At 66.0% G+C, this 18,970-nt stretch carries 14 protein-coding genes; 10 read left to right on the top strand and 4 right to left on the bottom strand.

Annotation, left to right across the window (positions count from 1 at the left end; all coding sequences use genetic code 11):
* Nucleotides 1–12: 12 nt before the first annotated feature.
* The 8 genes from ACLJEU_RS24815 (at nucleotide 13) to ACLJEU_RS24780 (ending at nucleotide 10,791) form a co-directional block, all read left to right on the top strand.
* Nucleotides 13–249, top strand: coding sequence for a DUF4266 domain-containing protein (locus ACLJEU_RS24815; protein WP_414661315.1), 237 nt, complete (start codon nucleotides 13–15; stop codon nucleotides 247–249).
* Nucleotides 250–522: 273 nt separating this feature from the next.
* Nucleotides 523–2,067, top strand: a complete 1,545-nt coding sequence (locus ACLJEU_RS24810) for an immunoglobulin domain-containing protein (protein WP_414661316.1) — start codon at nucleotides 523–525, stop codon at nucleotides 2,065–2,067.
* A gap of 195 nt (nucleotides 2,068–2,262) precedes the next feature.
* Complete coding sequence (locus ACLJEU_RS24805) at nucleotides 2,263–2,940, top strand: response regulator transcription factor (protein ID WP_414661317.1); 678 nt, start codon at nucleotides 2,263–2,265, stop codon at nucleotides 2,938–2,940.
* The gene (locus tag ACLJEU_RS24800; RefSeq protein ID WP_414661318.1) at nucleotides 2,937–3,614 is read left to right on the top strand and encodes a hypothetical protein; all 678 of its coding nucleotides are present in this window, start codon (nucleotides 2,937–2,939) and stop codon (nucleotides 3,612–3,614) included. The genes ACLJEU_RS24805 and ACLJEU_RS24800 overlap by 4 nt, the downstream gene beginning before the upstream one ends.
* On the top strand, nucleotides 3,611–5,380 hold the full coding sequence (locus ACLJEU_RS24795; protein WP_414661319.1) for a sensor histidine kinase: 1,770 nt from the start codon (nucleotides 3,611–3,613) through the stop codon (nucleotides 5,378–5,380). Before ACLJEU_RS24800 ends, ACLJEU_RS24795 begins: the two co-directional genes overlap by 4 nt.
* Complete coding sequence (locus tag ACLJEU_RS24790; protein ID WP_414661320.1) at nucleotides 5,377–6,621, top strand: hypothetical protein; 1,245 nt, start codon at nucleotides 5,377–5,379, stop codon at nucleotides 6,619–6,621. The genes ACLJEU_RS24795 and ACLJEU_RS24790 overlap by 4 nt, the downstream gene beginning before the upstream one ends.
* Nucleotides 6,622–6,753: 132 nt before the next feature.
* Nucleotides 6,754–8,628, top strand: a complete 1,875-nt coding sequence (locus ACLJEU_RS24785; protein WP_414661321.1) for an immunoglobulin domain-containing protein — start codon at nucleotides 6,754–6,756, stop codon at nucleotides 8,626–8,628.
* A 123-nt stretch (nucleotides 8,629–8,751) separates the two neighbouring features.
* Nucleotides 8,752–10,791: a peptidylprolyl isomerase gene (locus ACLJEU_RS24780; protein ID WP_414661322.1), complete on the top strand. Its 2,040-nt coding sequence runs from the start codon at nucleotides 8,752–8,754 to the stop codon at nucleotides 10,789–10,791.
* A gap of 173 nt (nucleotides 10,792–10,964) precedes the next feature.
* Here ACLJEU_RS24780 and ACLJEU_RS24775 read toward each other — a convergent pair whose 3' ends face one another.
* Genes ACLJEU_RS24775 through ACLJEU_RS24765 form a run of 3 tightly spaced genes read right to left on the bottom strand, consistent with a single transcriptional unit; the run spans nucleotide 10,965 to nucleotide 15,949 of the window.
* Entirely contained in the window at nucleotides 10,965–12,248 is a 1,284-nt protein-coding gene (locus tag ACLJEU_RS24775; RefSeq protein WP_414661323.1) for a type II secretion system F family protein, read from the bottom strand.
* A gap of 3 nt (nucleotides 12,249–12,251) precedes the next feature.
* Nucleotides 12,252–14,021, bottom strand: coding sequence for a GspE/PulE family protein (locus ACLJEU_RS24770; RefSeq protein ID WP_414661324.1), 1,770 nt, complete (start codon nucleotides 14,019–14,021; stop codon nucleotides 12,252–12,254).
* Between the two features lie 23 nt (nucleotides 14,022–14,044).
* The gene (locus tag ACLJEU_RS24765; RefSeq protein WP_457795315.1) at nucleotides 14,045–15,949 is read right to left on the bottom strand and encodes a secretin N-terminal domain-containing protein; all 1,905 of its coding nucleotides are present in this window, start codon (nucleotides 15,947–15,949) and stop codon (nucleotides 14,045–14,047) included.
* A gap of 378 nt (nucleotides 15,950–16,327) precedes the next feature.
* Between ACLJEU_RS24765 and aroC the strand changes: the two genes are divergently transcribed.
* Together aroC and ACLJEU_RS24755 are read left to right on the top strand one after the other, a co-directional pair.
* Nucleotides 16,328–17,455 (top strand): chorismate synthase, encoded by a 1,128-nt coding sequence (aroC, locus tag ACLJEU_RS24760; RefSeq protein WP_414661326.1) that lies wholly within the window; start codon nucleotides 16,328–16,330, stop codon nucleotides 17,453–17,455.
* 69 nt (nucleotides 17,456–17,524) lie between these two features.
* Nucleotides 17,525–18,286 carry a hypothetical protein gene (locus ACLJEU_RS24755; RefSeq protein WP_414661327.1) on the top strand — a complete coding sequence of 254 codons (762 nt, stop codon included), beginning with the start codon at nucleotides 17,525–17,527 and terminating at the stop codon, nucleotides 18,284–18,286.
* A 309-nt stretch (nucleotides 18,287–18,595) separates the two neighbouring features.
* Here the strand turns inward: ACLJEU_RS24755 and ACLJEU_RS24750 are convergent, their stop codons facing one another.
* A complete protein-coding gene (locus tag ACLJEU_RS24750) occupies nucleotides 18,596–18,955 on the bottom strand; it encodes a hypothetical protein (RefSeq protein WP_414661328.1) in 360 nt (119 codons plus the stop codon).
* Between the last annotated feature and the right edge of the window lie 15 nt (nucleotides 18,956–18,970).

The following is an 18,970-nucleotide window of genomic DNA, read 5'->3' as shown; positions in this document are numbered from 1 at the left end:
CTCCTCTCTCCCATGAAAATTCGCGTGATCCTCGTGCTTGGTCTGACGGCAGTGGCGGCGGTGTTTTCCGGCTGCGCCAACCCCAATCTTGTGCGCGTCAAGCCGTGGGAGCGGGCGACGCTCGCCGGCTACAGCATGCGTGCCGATCGGGATTCGCTCCACACCGCGATGTCCGAGCACACGTTCTTCTCGCGCGAGACCGCCGCCGGTGGCCGCGGTGTGGGGGGCAGTGGGTGCGGCTGTAATTGAGGCGGCGGCCGTGGACCTTGGCACCGTCCGCGGGAAAGCCTTCGCGTTTCAAGCCGCGTGGTGGGCGCGCGGGTCTGCCGCCGGATCGAATCGTCAATTTTTCGTGTAGTTCAAGGACGGGATCGCAACGACGGTGGAATTGATTCGGTTCGTTGCCGCGCGGCCATTGCAATGGTTGGGTCGCGTCGGAACCCCTGGCGTCGACGACCGGTCGCACGCCGCGATCGGGGCTGGTGCTTCGTCCGTGCGGTCATTTCGTTCGTACTCTTTCCGGTGAAATTTTCCTCCGCTCTTCTCCATCGCCTCAGCTGGCTCAACCTGCCGGGCGCCCTCTTGATTGCGTTGCTGCAGCGCACGCCGGTGTTGCGGGTGCTGGCCGGCGCGGGCAGCCCGCTGGCGCAGTCTCCGTGCGGCCAGGTGCTGCGGTCGGTGTTGACCGTGGCGGGACTGGGCGCACTGCACGCACGCGCGGGCGCGACGACGTTCGTGCAATCCCCTTCGAGCAATCCGATCACCGGTGCCGTGGGCATTCCGCTATCGGCGGCTTTCACGTACACGGGCACGCCGAGTCCGCCCCAGTACTTTCTGGTTACGGGTGCACTCCCGCCCGGTCTGGTGTTCATTCCGGCCGCCGTGAATGGCGTGGTGCGCTCCGGCGCGCCGGCCATTGCGGGCACGCCCAGTCAGGGTGGCAACTTCACCATTCGGGTGCAGGGCTTCGGCCTGGCGGGCAACGGCAACCCCGAGCCGATCAATTTTTCGATCAACGGCGGACTTAGCGTGCCTCCGACGTTCACGCTGCAGCCCGTCAGCCAGGCCGCGAGCCCGGGATCGAACGTGACGTTCACCGCGGCCGCCAGCGGGACCCCGACGCCAACGTATCAATGGCGTCGCAACAATGCGGTGATCACCGGCGCGACCGGCACGTCGCTGACGCTGACCAATGTCCAGGCCGCAGATGCGGCGGACTATTCTGTCGTGATTTCGAACTCAGCTGGAAGTCTCGCGAGTGACGTGGCGCGGCTGACGGTCGTTGCGCTCAACGCCACCGCGCGGCTCACGAATCTTTCGGTCCGCACGGCCATGGCTGCGGGCCAGACGCTCATCATGGGCTTCACCATGCAGGGCGGACCGAAATCGGTGCTGCTTCGCGCGGTCGGCCCGGGTCTCGCGCAGTTTGGCGTGAGCGGCACGATGGTGGATCCGCGGCTCGCGCTCTTCAAGGACTCGACCCAGCTCGTGGCCAACAACAATTGGGGCGGCGACGCCGCACTCAGCACTGCATTCGCCGGCGTCGGTGCGTTCGCGCTGCCGCCCACTAGCCTCGATGCCGCCCTGGTGCGTTCCATCGAAGGCGGCCACACCGCGCAGGTCACCGGCACCGGCGCGGGCACCGTGCTCGTCGAAGCCTACGACGCGGGCACCGGGCTCACACCGCGGCTCACGAACGTCTCCGCGCGCAACCGGGCCGGCACGGGCGGTGACATCCTGATCGCCGGATTCACGGTCGATGGCACCGGCGAACGCAATCTGCTCATCCGCGCCGTCGGCCCAACGCTCGCGAGCTTTGGTGTCACCGGCCTGCTCGCCGATCCGAAGCTCGAGATTTATTCCGGCGCCACGAAGATTGCCGAAAATGACACGTGGTCCGCGAGCCTCGCCGGGACCTTTAATAGTGTCGGCGCGTTCGCGCTCACGACCGCGTCCAAGGACGCCGCCCTCACGATCAGCCTGCCGCAAGGCGGCTACACCGTCCAGGTGTCCGGCGCCGATGGCGGCACCGGCGAAGCGCTGATCGAGATCTACGAACTGCCGTAATCAACCGAGCGCGTTCATCCCGTGGCCACGAGCGCCAGCGAGTGGGGGCTCGGACACTCACGGCGTTTTCCGCCACTGCTGAGCGAGGATCGACTTACACTTCGTGTTTGCCGCACGGTCCGGCACCACCGCACTTGACGCCCCCGGCCGGGCTGGAATCCTCCGGCTTCTGGTGGGTTTTCCCAGCCCTCCATCATGCGCATTCTGGTTATCGAAGACGAACGGCAGCTGGCCGGTCACATCACGCGGGCTCTGACGCGCAATGGCCACTGCCTCACCGCCAAGCACGATGGTCTTGAAGGCGTCCAGGCCGCGCTCGACGACCCGCCTGATCTTGTGCTGCTCGATCTGAATCTGCCGGGCCTCGACGGCCTTGCGGTGCTCGCACGGCTCCGTGAAGCGCAGTCATCGGCGCGTGTGCTCATTCTCACGGCGCGCGGCGACGTCGAGCACCGGGTCAAGGGCCTGCACGCCGGTGCCGACGATTATCTCACCAAGCCCTTCTCGATGGACGAACTCGTGGCCCGCGTGGAGGCCCTCGGGCGACGGGGCGCGACGGCGGCGCCGGCGGATTTGTTGAAGGTGGCCGATCTGCACATGGACGTCCGGCACCGGCGGGTGACGCGCGCCGGCAAGCCCGTCACGCTTTCGCCGCGCGAGTTCGACGTGCTGCAGGTGTTGATGCAGGAGCCGGGCCGGCCCTTCTCGCGCACCGAACTCTGCGAGCGTGTGTGGCAGCGCGATCACGAATACGACACGCGCACGGTGGAGATTTTCATCACGCGCCTGCGCAAGAAAATCGACTCCACCTTCAACCCGCCGCTCATCCACACCCTGCGCGGCGTGGGCTACGCGATTCGCACTGGCGAATGAAAACGTCACTGACAGGAGGGGCGGTCCGCCGCTCACGGCAGCTGCGCCACGTCGCTGTCGCGATCGCATCGCTTCTCGCGTGGGATGCCGCCACCGCCGCCACGGTCGAGGGCCGCGTGGCGTTGCCAAAGGCGCGCGCGACGCCGGTCGTGAATCAACGCTACGAGATCGTCGCCAAGTCCGGCGTCCTGTCGACCAACCCGCCGGTGGCGGTCGTTTACCTCGAGGGACCGTTCGGTAAACTAGGTCAGCCGCGGGTCACGCAGATCCTCCAGAAGGATCTCACCTTCGTGCCCTCGCTGTTGCCGGTCCAGGTCGGCACCAAGGTCGAGTTTCCGAACCTCGACGACACGTACCACAACATCTTCTCCTTCTCCCCGCCGAAGCGCTTCGATCTCGGCCGCTATCGGTCCGACGAAACGCCCGTGCCGTCGCAGGTGTTCGACGCCGCGGGCCTGGTCACGCTGCGCTGCGATATTCACGAGCACATGCGGGCGCTTATTCTGGTTCTGGATACGCCGCATTTCGTGATCACCGATGCGGCGGGCAATTTTCGCCTGCCGGATCTGCCGGAAGGCCGGTATGTGTTGAAGGCCTGGGTCGACAGCAAGACGACCCGGGAGAAGACCGTGGAGTTGAAGGGTGACCTGACGCTGCGGGTGGACTTTCCGTGACCCCGTCCCTCGAGCCGCCGGGCGCGCGTGTGACCGGCTTTCGCACGAAACTTCTGCTGGCGATGATGCTGCTGGTGTCGGCCGTCACGCTGCTCGCGCTGTATTTCGCGCAGGAGCGGCTGGCGGACAATGTGGAGGACGACCTGCAGCGCGCGTTTCAGGGCGAGCTGGCGGCGTTCGATCGCGCGCAGGAGGTGCGGCGGCTGACCTTGATGGAACGCTGTCGCGCGCTGCTGCGGCGGCAGCGGATTCGAGCGTGCTTCGAGGACGATGCGCTCGATCTGCTGTATCTGAATGCCGAGGACGAATTGCGCGATGTGATCGCGCGCCAGGACGAGGCCGCCCCGGAGAAGGCTGAGCAGGGGTTGCAGGCCCAGTTCTATCGCTTCCTGAACCGGGCGGGCGCGGTGATTCCGCCGCCGAGCCAGCGCGCGGTCGGCGCACTCGCGCCCGACGAGGAGGCGCAGCTGGCGCTGCCGGGCGTGGCGGCGCAACCGCAGATTGGATACGTCGCGCGGCGCGCGCCCGACGGCCGGACGATGGTGTCGGAGATCATCGCGATGCCGATCTTTTCCTTCGAGACCGGTGAGGTGCTCGCAGCGCTCGTGCTGGGCTTCCGGCCGTTCGAGTTCAGCGGGCGCGATGCGGGCACGGGCATGAAAAGCGGCATCTGGATGAACCACCGGCTGCACGCGACCGATCTGCCGGCGTCGGTGGAGACGTTCATCAGCCAGGAGGCGAACCAGGCCGGCGGCGAGCCCGTGCGGGTGACCCTCGACGGCGCGCCGCACCTCCTGTTTTCCAAGCGGCTGAATCCGGAGTCCGCGTATCCGCCGGCGTACGAGGCCTGTGTTTACTCGCTGGCGAACCTTCCGCCGCGGCAGCGGAAGCTCCGCTGGCAGGTCCTTGGCGCCGGCGCGTTCCTGCTCCTGATCGGGCTGGCGGGCAGCCATGTCGTGGCGGGGCGACTGTCCGTGCCGGTTGAGAAACTGGCGGTGGCGTCGGAGGAGAACCGCGCCCAGCGGGTTCGCGCAGAGGCGGCACTGGAAATGACCAGCGCGGAATTGCAGCGCTCGGCGCGGTTTTCAGCCGACGCTTCGCACCAGTTGAAGACGCCGGTGACCGTGATGCGCGCGGGTCTCGAGGAGTTGCTCGCGCGCGAGCATCTCACGCCGCAGGAGTGCGCGGAGGTGTCGGCGTTGATTCACCAGACGTACCGGCTTTCCAGTCTGATTGAGGATCTCCTGCTGCTGTCACGCATGGACGCCGGCCGGCTCAAGCTCGAGTTCACGCCGGTGAATTTGAGCCAGTTGATCGAGGCGGCGCTCGACGACCTCAGCGCGCTGCCCGACGAGCTGGCCCTGAGCGTGGAAACGGACTTTCCTTCAGCGCTCCACATTGCCGGGGAGAAACGCTATACGACGATCATTCTGCAGAATCTGCTCGAGAACGCCCGCAAGTACAACTGCCGCTCCGGCCGGATCCGGATCGCGGCGACCGCGCAGGGTGACATCGTGCGCCTCGCGGTGGGCAACACCGGCCGCCCGATCTCCGCGGAGAGTCAGGCCCGGATCTTCGAGCGCTTTCACCGCGGCGTGATGGGTGAGAACGTGCCCGGTTACGGCCTCGGTTTGAACCTCGCCCGCGAGCTGGCGCGGCTGCACGAAGGCGATCTCCGCTTGTTGCGTTCGGAGGGAAACTGGACTGAATTTGAAGTCCGTTTCCGGCTGGCCCTGCCGGCGACGAACCCCGCCGCCGACGTATGAAACGGTTTCGCCTCGGACTTTGTCTGCTGGCCTGCGCCCTTGTGGGGCGGGGCGAGGATCTCTTCTTTGATCGGGTCGCCGACGCCCTGACGGTCGCCGCGCCCGGCGGAAACATCCGGGCCCGCCTGAGCGGCACGCTCGAGTTCGAGCGTTACGATTTCCAGCTGCCGGCGCCGGGCTTGATCGAGACGACGCGAGACCACCTGTTCGTGCCGCGACTCAGCGTCTTCGTCGACGCGCAGTTCGGCCAGCGGCTCTACGCCTTCGTGCAGGTGCGGGCGGATCGCGGCTTCGATCCCGGTCATCGCCCCAGCGAAGTTCGCCTCGACGAGTACGCGTTGCGTTACACGCCATGGAAGAACGGTGTGTTCAACGTGCAGGCCGGGCGCTTCGCGACGGTCGTCGGCAATTGGACGAATCGCCACCTGGGCTGGAGCAATCCGCTGATCTCCGCGCCGCTGCCGTACGACTATCTCACCGGTATCTGGGATACGGATGCGGTGCGCAGCAGCCTCGAGTTGCTGCAATGGTCGCACGTCGAACCCGGCCTGTCCCGCGGGGCGACGGCGCGGGAGAAATCCCTGCGCGTGCCGATCCTCTGGGGGCCCAGCTATGTGCCGGGTGTTGCCGTGTCGGGCGATGTCGGTCGCCTGCGTTATGCCGCCGAGGTCAAATTCGGATCGCTGTCCTCCCGGCCCGAGGCGTGGGGACATCCGCGCGAACAGCGTCATCATCCGACCTTCAGCGGGCGCATTGGCTACCGGCCCAATCCCACGTGGGACATCGGGGTGTCGGCGAGCGGTGGCTCGTATCTGCGCGAATTCGCGGCGCGATCGGTCCCGGCGGGTTATGGCCGCGGCGACTACCGGCAGCTGGTGATCGCGCAGGACATCGCGTTTGCCTGGCACCACCTGCAGGTGTGGACGGAGATTTTTGCCACGCGTTTCGAGGTGCCGCGCGTCGGCGATGCGGACACGGTCGCCTACTACGCCGAGGCGAAATACAAATTCACGCCGCGGTGGTTTGGCGCGGTGCGCTGGAACCAGCAGCTGTTCGCGTCGATTCCCGATCGCGGTGCGCGGACAAAGTGGGGCCACGATGTCTGGCGGATCGATCTCGCGCCCGGTTTCCGGCTCACGCCGCACGTGCAGGCCAAGGTGCAATACAGCCTGCAGCACGGCGACAGCGGCCAGCGTGACACCACGCGCACGATCGCCTCGCAATTCATCGTGCGCTTCTGAGCGGCGGACGTCGCGCCGGGTGGGCCACTTCGGAGTCGGCCGGCGTACGGGTAACAGGGCCGTTACGGTCGACCGCTTTCGTCCGGGTCGGGGCTGGGTATGGGTTTCGCGCGGCGTCGCCGTGCCCGTCCCATGAGAACTTCCGCTGCCGTCCTTCGCTCGCATGCCTGGTTGAACCTGCCGCTGGGATTACTGCTGGTGATCCTTCAGCGCACTCCGGCGGTTCGGCTGGCGGCGGCCCTGGTTGAATCGATGCCAGTGATCCGCGCGGGCGAGTTGCTGCGCGCCGCGGCGTCGCTGGCCGCCCTCGGGACCGTGCATTCGCTGGCGGGGGCGACGGCATACGTGCAGTCGCCCGGCAATCCGGTGACCGGGACCGTGGGCACGCGCGTCGATGTGGCCTTCACGTATTCCGGGACGCCCAGCCCGCCAGCGCGATTCGCGGTGAGTGGTACGCTGCCGCCCGGCCTGAGTTTCGTGCCGGCCCCGGTCGGTGGTATCGTTCGTTCGGGTACGCCGATCATCACGGGTATTCCGACGCAGGCGGGATCATTCGGCGTCTTCGTGCAGGGGTTCAATCTCGACGGCCTCACGAACGGCGTGCAGGAGGAGATCCGTTTTGTGATTGCCGGTGGCGTCACGGCCACGGCCCCCGTGATCACCACCGGGCCCCAGTCACAGACGGTCAACGCCGGCGCGGCGGTCACCTTTTCCGTGCAGGCCACGGGCACGCCCGTGCTCGCTTACCAGTGGAGCCGCAACAGCACGCCGATCACGGGTGCGACGGCGGCCGCGTTGACGCTCGCGGCGGCGCAGGTTGCGGATGCAGGCGGCTATGCGGTCGTGGTTGCCAATGCGGCCGGCACCGCCACGAGCGCGACGGCGACGCTGATCGTCAACGTCGTCGGACCCGCGCCGACGGTCGCCATCACCACACAGCCCGCCTCGCAGGCGATCGTCGCCGGTGGCACGGTGGCGTTCAACGTCGCGGCGAACGGTGCCACCGGGTTCCAGTGGCGGCGTAATGGCACGCCCATTACGGCGGCGACAAGTGCGACGCTGGTCGTGCGCGCGGCGAGTCCGGCCGACGCCGGCGAGTACACCGTGGTGGCCAGTGGCGGGGTCGGAACAGTCACAAGCCGGGCGGCACAACTCACCGTGGCGGGTGGCGCGGACACCGGCCGCCTGATCAATCTTTCGATCCTCACCACGGTTTCGCCGGCGGATCCGTTCTTCACCCTCGGCACCGTGGTGGGCGGAGCGGGCACGGACGGCAGCAAGCCGCTGCTGGTGCGCGCGGCCGGACCCGCGCTGGCACAGCTGGGCGTGAATGGCGCGCTGAACGATCCGAAGCTCGAGGTGTTTTCCGGGGCGATCGTGACGGCGTCGAACGACGACTGGGGCGGGACCGCGGCGCTCGCGTCCGCGTTTGGCCAGGTCGGCGCGTTCCCGTATGCGGCCGCGAGCTCCAAGGACGCAGCGTCCTTCAATCCCGCGACCGCGGCCGGCGCCTACACGATTCAGATCAGCGGCGTCGGCAGCGCAGCGGGGGCAGTGATTGCGGAACTCTACGATGCGTCGGCCAACGGCGGCGTCACGACAAGCACACCGCGGCTCGTGAACGTGTCCGTGCTCAAGCAGATTCCCGCCGGCGGAATTCTTACTGCGGGTTTCGTGATTGGCGGCGGCAGCGGCGCGGCGAAAACCGTGTTGATTCGGGCAATTGGCCCGACGCTCGGCGTGGCGCCGTTCAACGTCGGTGGCGCCATGGCTGATCCGAAGCTCGAGCTCTTCAGCGGCCAGGCCGTGATTGCCGCCAACGATAACTGGGGCGGCGACGCGCAACTCACTGCCGTGGGCGGGTCCGTTGGCGCGTTTGCGCTCGCGAACGCGGCGAGTCGCGATGCGATCCTGCTCGTGACGCTGGCGCCGGGAAGTTACACCGCGCAGGTGAGTGGAGTCGGCGGCGGCGGCGCCGCGCTCGTGGAAGTTTACGAAGTGCCCTGATTTTCGTATCGGGTATTCTGCCTATAGAAGTGGAAGTGTGAACGGGTAGTAATGCCCAAACCTCTCGAATCTGTCGGGAACAATCGGATTGGCCGGGCGCTCTGTGTCGGCCCAAGCTTCACCATGCGATTCGTCCGTTCCGCTTACTTCGTTCTGCTGTTCGCCGCCTGCGCGTTGCGTGCGCAAACGAGCATTCCCGTGCTGGTCCAGCCGCTGCCGACCAAATTGGACATCGGGCCGGCGGGTCTGACCGTGGATCTGCGGACGTTCTTCGTCGTGCCCGGAATCACGGGAACGCAGATCGTGCAATTCGATACGGTCGTCGGTCGCTTCAATGTCGACTTGCGCACGGACGTCGCGCCGCGACATGTCGCCAACTTTCTGTCGTACGTCCAGGCGGGCACCTACACGAACACCTTCATTCACCGCGCAGCGAGTTTCGACAACGGCGCGGTCTCGATCGTGCAGGGCGGCGGCTACGGTTTCAACGTGCCGTTTCAGCTCACGACGCTCCCGCGATTCACTCCGATCGCACTTGAGTACAATCTCGCCAACGCCCGCGGCACGCTCGCCGCGGCGCGTACGAACGACATCAACAGCGCGACGAGCGAGTGGTATTTCAACGTCCGCGACAACTCCACGATTCTGAATCAGAGCAACGGCGGCGGCTACAGCGTCTTCGGCCGCGTGATGGGCACCGGCATGACGGTTGTCGATGCGATGGCGGCGTTGCCGCGGTTCAACGCCAGCCAGGTATCGCCGGTGTTGACGGACCTGCCGCTGCGCAATGTCTCGGGCGGTTCGTTCAACGAGACGAATCTCATCGTGATCAACTCGGTGCGTCCGGTGACGCTTTTTCCCACGGGCGTCGGCACGTCCGTGATCACGTTTTCGGTGCAGAGTTCCAATCCCGCGATCGTGACCGGCGTAATCACCGGTTCGTCGCTGTTCATCACGCCGGTCGACAAGGGGGCCGCGACGCTGACGGTGCGGGCCACGGATACGAACGGCAATTCGGTGGCGCTCATGCTCAACGCTGCCCTGGTTGAGGCCAGCGAGCCGCCGGTCTACTCGCTGCAGCCTCGCTCGCAAACGGTGGCTGCCGGCACGACCGCCGTCCTCAGCGCGACCGCCACCGGTGCCGAGAGTTACCGGTGGGAGCGCAACGGCGTGGCGGTCACCGGCGCGACCTCGAGCACGCTCGTGCTCAGCGCGACCTCGGCGGCGAACGCGGGCGCCTACGTCAGCGTCGCCACCAACACCACGGGTACGACGCGCAGCAATCCCGCCGTGCTGACGGTCGTGGCGCTGCCGGCGGTCGACAGGGGCCGCCTCGTGAATCTCTCCATTCTCACGTCGGTCGGCGCCGGCGCCAAGGTCCTCACCATGGGTGCCTTCGTCGGACCCGGCGACTCGACCGGGGCGCTGCCGCTGGTGATCCGGGCCGTCGGACCGACACTCGCCCAACCGCCGTTCAATGTCCCGGGCGTGCTGGCGGATCCGGTGATGACACTCTATGCCGCGGGCAACGGGACGCCGCTGGAGTCGAACGACAACTGGGGCGGCAGTCCGGCTCTCGCGGCGGCGTTCGCGTCGGTCGCGGCGTTCGCGCTGCCGGCCGCGAGTCTCGACAGTGCGCTCGTCCGGCCCGCGCCCGGCGTGGCACCCGGTGGCTATACCATCCAGGTCGTGGGCAAAGGCACCGCCAGTGGTGCGTGCATCGCGGAGATGTACGATGCGTCGGGTTCGGCGCGCACCGCCGCCACGCCGCGCCTGATCAACCTTTCGACGCGCGCGTTGATCGATGCGAATTCGGATCTCGCGGTCGGTTTCGTGATCGGCGGCCAGAGCGCCCGCACCGTCATCGTGCGCGGGGTGGGACCGTCGCTCGCGGTCTTCGGCGTCACCGGCCTGATGGAGGATCCGCGCCTTGAGCTTTTCGACAACAGCACCAGTCAGCGCATCGCGGGCAATGACGACTGGGCGGGTTCGCCCGAGATCGCCGCCGCCTCCAACTCGGTCGGCGCGTTCGCGCTCTCCGCCGCCAATTCGAAAGACGCGGTCCTGATCCTCACGCTTCCGCCTGGACCGTACAGCGCCCGCATCAGCGGCGCGAACGGCGCCGGCGGCGTGGCCCTCGTCGAAGTGTACGAGGTGCCGTGAGGCGCGTGAGGGAACGAATTCTGGAGCGGCGCTGCGCGTGCTGAACGGCGCGGAGTTGAGAGTTGAGGGCTGAGAGTTGAGAGAAGAACCAACCCAATCCGACGATCGATGGTCCGGCAGGTTTGATCGAACTCTCAACTCTCAGCCCTCACCTCTCAACTCCGGCTGCCACCTCACCCTCCCATCTTGAAACTCGAGCTGACCTGAAACACGGCGGAGACGATGGCGAAGGCGATGAAGCCGACGAAGATGAAGACCGCCATCAGCACGCCGCTCGCGATCACCTTGGTGAACATGTTCAGCTGATTCGAAATCTGCTTCTGATAAGCGATCGCGACCTGCTTGAGGCTCGGCACGACGTTGCCGGTGTTCTCGCCGACCGCGAGGCGGTCGAGTACCAGATCCGGAAAGCAGCCGGTGCGGGTCAACGCGACTGACAGCGCCTCGCCCTCGAGGACGCGCGCGGTGGCGGTGTTGAACGCGGTCCGATGGACCGTGTTGTCGATCTGCTTCTCGGTCATCCGCAGCGCCTCGGCGGCGGTGATTCCGTTTTCAAGCAGCACGGAGAGCGTCTGCGAAAATACGAGAACGGTCTGCGACACCACGAACGGCCCGATGAGCGGAAGTTTGAGCAGCCAGGCGTCGGTGGCCGCGCGGCCAGCTGCGGTCTGGCGCCACCCGAAAAACGAAACGAGGCCCAGCACGAGGGCGATGAGCGTGGCGATACCGTAGATGCTCAGCGCGAAGTTCGAGAGATGGATCAACAGCTGCGTCGATGTAGGCATCTTGCCGCCGAGCGAGGTCAGCAGCGTCTTCAACCGCGGCAAGAGGAAGACGAGGAAGAAGACGATCACTCCGCCGGCCACCGTGACCATGAAGATCGGATACGCGAGGGCGGTCATCAACTGACGGCGCAATTCGCGCTGCTCGGTCAGATGCGAAATGAGTCGCGCGAGCGTGTCGTTCAACGAGCCGGTCGCTTCGCCGGCCTGGATCAGATTCGTGATCGACGGTTCGAAGACGTGGGGAAATGCAGCCATCGCCCGCGAGAGCGGCGCGCCCTCGCTGATCTGTTCCCAGATGCCGGCGCACAGCGTGCGGAGCCGCGGCTCCTTGATGCGCACCGAAAGCAGACGCACCGCCTCTCCGGCCGAGAGCCCGCTGGTCGCGAGATCGTGAAGGGCCTCGAGAAAGGGCAGGCACTCGCGGCGCGTGAGCGCTTGCGCGCTCTCGCGCCGCGCGGCGCGGGCGGAGCCGGCAGATGATTTGGCGGCGGTCGCGGCCGACGCCGTGCCGGATTTTTTCTTCGCCGGACCGGCGGCGACTTCGCTGACCGAGGCGACCTGCAGTCCGCGCGCGCTCAACACCCGCAGGGCATCGCGGCGACTCGGCGCCTCGAGATCGGCGACGACGGATTTTCCAGCGCGGTCACGGGCGGTGTAGGCGAAACGGGGCATGCGCTACTTTTCGGTGACCGTGATCACGCGCAGCACTTCGTCGAACGTGGTATGGCCGGCCTTGACCTTTTCCCAGCCGCTCTGGCCCAGCGTGCGCATGCCGTGTTTGCGCGCGCAATCGGCGAGCGTGCGCGTGCTCTCGCGCTTCAGCACGAGCTCGTGCATCTCGTCGTTCAGCCGGAAAATCTCGAAGATGCCAATGCGCCCCCGGTAGCCGGTGCCGCGGCAGCGATCGCAGCCGACGGGTGACTTGAGTACGTCGATCGTTTCGGCCTCGGCCGGATCGCAACCGAGGATCGCGAGGTTTTCGAGCAGCTTGACCTTCGGAATCGGCGCGGGCCGCGAACACTCCGGGCACAGGCGCCGGACGAGGCGTTGCGCGATGACGAGCTCGATGGCCGAGGCGACGAGGAACGGTTCGATCCCCATGTCGACGAGACGCGTGATTGCGCCGGGCGCGTCGTTCGTGTGCAGCGTCGAGAAAACAAGATGGCCCGTGAGGGACGCGCGGATCGCGATCTCGGCGGTGTCCTTGTCGCGGATTTCGCCAACCATGATCACGTCCGGATCCTGGCGCAGCACGTGGCGCAGGGCGTCGGCAAACGTCAGGCCTATTTCCGGCCGCACCTGCATCTGGTTCACGCCCGGCACCTCGTACTCGATCGGATCCTCGATCGTGATGATCCGGAGATCGGTAGAGTTGATTTTCCGGAGAAACGCGTTGAGCGACGTGCTCTTGCCGGAGCCGGTGGGGCCGGTGACGAGGATGATGCCGTGCGGGTAGTCGAGGATGTGCGTGATCTGTGCCTGCTCCTCGGCACTCATGCCGAGCCGCTCCATCGTGTAGGCTTCCTTCTTCTGGTTCAGCAATCGCAGCGAGATCGACTCGGCGTAGATCGTCGGGACGGTCGAGACGCGGATGTCGAGGACGATGCCGTTCGCCTTGAAATTGATGCGTCCGTCCTGCGGCAGGCGTTTTTCCGAAATGTTCATTCGCGCCATGATCTTCAGGCGGGAGATGATGGCGTCCTGGAAGCGTAACAGGTTTTCGGGGACGGGCACCGGCACGAGCAGGCCGTCAACGCGGTATCGAATGCGCAGCTGGCCTTCCTGCGGCTCGAAATGGATGTCGGTCGCCTGATCCTCGATCGCCTGCGAGATGACGTCGGTGACGAAACGCACGACCGCGGCCTCCTCGTCGACGATCTCCTCGGTCTCCTTTTGCGCCTCGGGCGCGACGTAACTTTCGTCGGTGTCCTCGAGCGACCCGGAACCGACACCGAAGTTCTCGATGATGAGCTGGTGAATGCGCTCCGGCACGGCGAGGTGCCATACGAGCGGTCGCGCGGTGAATGTCCGCAGCCATTGCGTCATCACCTCATCTGGCAGCCATGCCGAAGCGAGGTGAAGCGGGGTCACGGCGGAGGCGGATGCAACCGAGCCATCCAGTGACGTGGGGCTGGTTCCTGCTCCCTTCTCCTTGCTCCCTTCTCCCGCGGCTCCCGCGTAGCGGATCGGTATGATTTGATACTCGTGCACGAGCCGCGCGGGCAGCAGGCCGCGGGCGTCGGGATCGGTTTCGAGATTGCTCGCGATGTCGAGGCCGGCGGCCTGGGCGAGTCTTACGAGTACCTCGGGTTCCGGCCGCGAGAGCGCGGCGGCGAGGGCTTCGAGGCGCTTTTCCCGCGCCGCCTCGACGATGCCCTGGCGCTGCTCGTCGGTCAGCAGCGTCGCCAGCGAGGCCGGCAGAGTTTCCTGTTCAAGGACGGTCATGGGCGTGGTGCGCGCGGTCGCGATCACTTCAACATGATCTTTTCCATCGTCGTCTTCGGCGGGATGACGTAGTTCGGATCGAGCGCGTTCTTGATCGCGTCGCGCGCGGGCAGGTCCTCGATGCGCTTCATCGTCTCGGCGTTGTCGATTGTGGGATTGTTGGTCAGCACCGTCGGTCGCAGGAAGAACACGAGTTCCGTGCGCGACGTGCTGCGTTTGCGCGATCCGAACAGATCGCCAATGAACGCGATCGGGCCGAGGCGGTTGGTTTCGCGGATGCTGGAGTTTTTCCGAAAGCCGCTCAGCACGATGATGTCGCCCGACTTTGCGCTGATGTAGTTCGTCGATTCGCGCTTGCCGATGATGTACTGGGTGTTGGCGTCGACCTGCACTTCGCCGGTCACGTCCTCGACCGACTGAATCATGTCGAGCTGCACCGAGCCATCGATCCCGATGAACGGCGTCACCGTGAGCGTCGTGCCGATCTGCTGCTGCGTGACCGTGGAACTCGAGGCGAGGCCGGTGGTGGCGCCGGCGGCGGACTGGATCGTGCCGGTGACAACGGGCCGGGTTTCGCCGGTGAAGAAGATCGCCTTCTTGCCGTGCGACGTGACCGTCGCGGGCTGCGTGATGATGGCGTTGTTGCGCTTGCGCGGCGTGGTCTTGATCGCGATCTCGGCGGCGAGATCCGAGCCGGGGCTCGTGACCGTGCCGTTGGAGACGGTGACGCTCGCCTCGGAGCCGGAGAAGCCGACGAGCTTGTTGCCCTCGATTTTCAGGCCGAGCGCGCTGATGCCGGACTGGTGATTGTCGTCGAGGGTGACGTCGGCGATGACGACCTCGATGCGCACCTGCGCGAGCACGATGTCGAGCTTGTCGATCAGTTCGCGCACCAGGCGAAGATCGTCGGCGGTGCCGAAGACCACCACGGCGTTGCTGCGGTCGTCGTTCACGACCGTCATGACGGCGCTGAATTCGTTGGAGCCCGCGAGGCCGTCGAGGGCGCTGCTGGCGGAGACCACGGTGGGCTGAGCGGGTGCAGGCGCGGCGTTCGGCGCATTCGGTTGCATGCCGGGCTGCGGGCCGGTGCCGGGGCGGACGGAGCCGGGACTCTGGCGCTGGATCGCGGTGGTCTGTCCGGAAATGATCCGGCTGAGGACGGTGACGACGTCGGCGGCCTTCGCGTGCTTCAGATAGATGACGTCGTTGCGCGTGTTCGGATCGGACTTCTGGTCGAGGCGGGCGATCAGATCGTCGAAGAACGGATGCTGGCGCGGATCGGTGACGAGCACGACCTGGTTGGTGCGGTCGTCGGCATTGTAGGTCGTGGCCGAGCCGAGCTGCGTCTGCAGCGTGCCGGTGAGAATCGTCCGCAGCTTGTTCACGAGGTCGCTGGCCTTCGCGTTTTTCAGCGCGTAAAACTTGGGCTTCATTCCCGCGGTCACCGGCTTGTCGATTTGCTGCAGGAGCAGTTCGACGCGTTGCAGATTGCTGATGCTGTCGGTGATCAGCGCGGCGTTCGCGTTGGGCAGCGGCACCGGACCGCCGTAAAACGGATTGAGCATGCCCTGGAACAGCGGGATGATTTCCTGCACGCGCGCGAACTCGAGTTGGAAGAGTTTCGTGGCGACCTTGCCCGAGGGCGGCCGATCGAGTGCGGAGCCGTTGATCATCTCGGGCGCCTCCTGGCGGACCTGCTGGAGATTGACGACCTTGATGAACTTCTCGCCGAGCGGCGCGATGCCGATCTGGTTCAACGCGAGCACCGTCTCGATCGCGAGAATGGCCTCGGCCTTCGGAATCGGCTTGGTGATCTTCAGGTTGTAGGTCGCGGTCTGGAGTTGCTGCGGCCGGAGCACGATGCGGCCGGTGAGGTTCTCGAGCGTGCTCAGGATCAGATCGATGTCGGCATCGGGGAGTTTCAGCACCACGTCGTCGTTTTCCGGTGTACCGGGGCGGACGGACGGCTGGAGTGAGCCCGGCGCGGGGGCCGTTGAGCCCGGCGCGTTCGGGGCGCCCGGAATGATCGGCGGAGTCTGGGCCCAAGCACTGAATCCCCCGGCACAAATCGTGGAAACGACGCAAAATCGAACGAGGCGCAAAGTCATGCTAGGGATTTAGGTGTGAATGGGCGGGCGGCGCGCCGGAGTCCTACGACAGAAGCCAAAGCGCCTTGCTTGTAAACGGTCTAGTACGGTCTGTTGTGACGGCATCTTCATGGAAAAGTTGCCGCCGAATCCGGGATCCGCCGCGCCGGATTTGCCGCTTGCGGGTGATCCGGGCGCGGCCAACGCTCCGACCCTGCGATGGCGAATACGTTCGGGATAAATTTTACTGTCACCACTTGGGGCGAAAGCCACGGGCTTGCCGTCGGGGCCGTCATCGATGGCTGCCCGCCGCAACTCCCGCTCACAGCGGCGGAAATCCAAGTCGAACTGGACCGCCGGCGCCCGGGCCAGAGCGACATCGTCACCCCGCGCAAGGAGGAGGATCGCGTTGAGATTCTCAGTGGTGTTTTCGAGGGAAAAACCACCGGCGCTCCCATCTCGTTGCTGGTGCGCAACGCCGACCAGCGGCCCGGAGCTTACGACGAGATGCGCGATAAATTCCGTCCGTCTCACGCCGATTACACCTATCAGGCAAAGTACGGCATCCGCGATCATCGCGGCGGTGGCCGCAGCTCGGCGCGTGAGACCATCGGACGCGTCGCGGCCGGGGCGATTGCGAAGAAGATTCTGGCGCTCGGCGGCCGGTCCGGAAGCGGCCTCACCGGCCCGGGCGGAGTCGAAATTCGCGCATTTCTTACACAGGTCCACGACATCGTGGCCCCCGCGGAGGCCCTGGTACGCTTTCCGACGCTCGCCGAAGTCGAGGCCACGGCGGTGCGCTGTCCGCATCTGCCGACGGCGGAACGGATGATCGAGCGGATCAAGGCCGTGCGGAGCGAGGGCGACTCGGTTGGCGGCGTGATTGAGTGCCGCGTGCGCGGGTTGCCGCCGGGCCTGGGTGAGCCGGTGTTCGATCGGCTGGAGGCGGATCTGGCGAAAGCGATGCTCTCGCTGCCGGCGACGAAGGGTTTCGAGATCGGCAGCGGTTTCGCCGGCGCGCGCCTGCGCGGCAGCGAACACAACGATGTGTTCGAGCCGCGCGACGGGAAGATTCGCACCGTGACCAACCGCAGTGGCGGGACCCAGGGCGGCATCAGCAACGGCGAGGAGATTGTGTTTCGCGTGGCCTTCAAACCGACCGCGACGATTCTCCAGCCGCAGCAGACGGTTGATGTGCACGGTGCGGCGACGGAATTGATCGGCCGGGGGCGTCACGATCCGTGCGTGGTGCCACGCGCGGTGCCGATTGTGGAAGCGATGACGGCCCTCGTGCTCGTGGATCACTGGATGCGGCAGAACGCGCAGTGCGGGACGTTTGGCGGGTGAGGGAAATGAACCGGCGGAAATCCCGCCGGAAACTTGTCTTCCCCTCCGGACCGTCCTTGCTGTCGGCTGATGTCAGACTCGTCCAAGCCTCTCGTGTATTTGATTCTCGGCGCCGCGGGTTCCGGCCGGCGGGAGCTGTTGGTGGACTTGATCCAGGATGGACTGGTGGAAACGGATCGCGGGGCGGTGATGCTGGCCGCCGGCGAGACCGCCGATGCGGAGTTCGACGCCAAGCTCCCACGCGTCACGCGGTGGGAATGGCAGGAGAAAACGATCATCGGGGCGTGGCCCGCGGAGGCGACGCACGTGTTTTTCGTCACCGACGGCCGGCGCGATCCCGTCGATCAGATCGAGGCGTTCAAGGCCTGGGTGCCCACGCAGGGCGGCGAGCTGGCGCGCGTGATCTGCATCGTGAACACGCAGCTGGCGGAGAAACATCCGGCGCTGCTCGCGTGGTATGAGGCGTGCGTGCATTTCTCGGACGTCGTGCTGCTCAACAAGCGCGAGGGCGTCGCGAACAAGTGGATGAGCGATTTCGTCACGCACTTTAAGAAGCTCTATGTGCCGAGTGTGTTCGAGATGGTGAAGGACGGGCAGGTGAAGAATCCCGCACTCGTCCTCGAGCCGCAGGCGCGGCGCATGTCGCACTTTCTCGATGAGGAGCAGGACTGGATCTTCACGAATTCCGAGGGTGACGTCATCGACGAGCAGGAGGAGACGCCCGACGGCGAGGAGGAGATCGAAGCCAAGCCCGAGGAGGATCCGTATCTTGTATTGGATGCGGCAGGACGGCGGGTGAAGCGCCTGCCGGACGTGGCGAAGTATCTGTGACCACGAGCCTCTGCCCGCGAATCAGGCGAATGAACGCGAAGAGCAGAGAACGAAATCCACTCAGCTGATACCAGCCGCTCTTTGCCTTTGGACTTTAGCCGTGGCTACGAGCGCCAGCGAGTGGCCGTTCGGCCACTCGCTGGCGCTCGTAGCCACGATCGATCCGGAAGTCCAAAAGCAAGGAGCGATTGGTATGAGTCTGCATCCAAGGCCATCAAACCTTTGGCCCACGGAACCCACGGAAATCTGAGATTCTTCCGTGTATTCCGTGTGTTCCGTGGGCCACCTTGATTGGTCGGATCGACTCGATCAGCCCTTCGTCGTCGGGTCGATCGGTCCAGGCGTCGGCGTTCGATCGAAGTGGGCCTGAAATTCCGCTGAGTTCATCGATTCCCAGACGGCCGAGCCGAATTGCGGACGCGGCAGATAAAGCAGGCTGCACACGCGGCTGAGCAGGCGACCGAACGGTGCGCCGTACCAGACCAGGGTGCCGGCGAGCAGGTACATGGCCGCCAGGCCGCCGGTGATCAGGTAGCCGTCGTTGCCAATCGTGACGTACGGCACGCTGCGGAGCAGCAGATGCAGCAGCACCGCCGAGCCGACGATCGCGAGGCCGACGAGCCAGTGCGTGCGCGCCACAAACACGACGCTCGCCGGCGGTCGGGCCATCGCGAGAAACCGCCG

Origin of the sequence: Terrisphaera buseokensis (assembly GCF_047521145.2) — a bacterium.
In the GTDB taxonomy this organism is placed as follows: Bacteria; Verrucomicrobiota; Verrucomicrobiia; order Opitutales; family Opitutaceae; genus ER46.
This window is presented reverse-complemented; position numbering and strand designations above follow the sequence as displayed.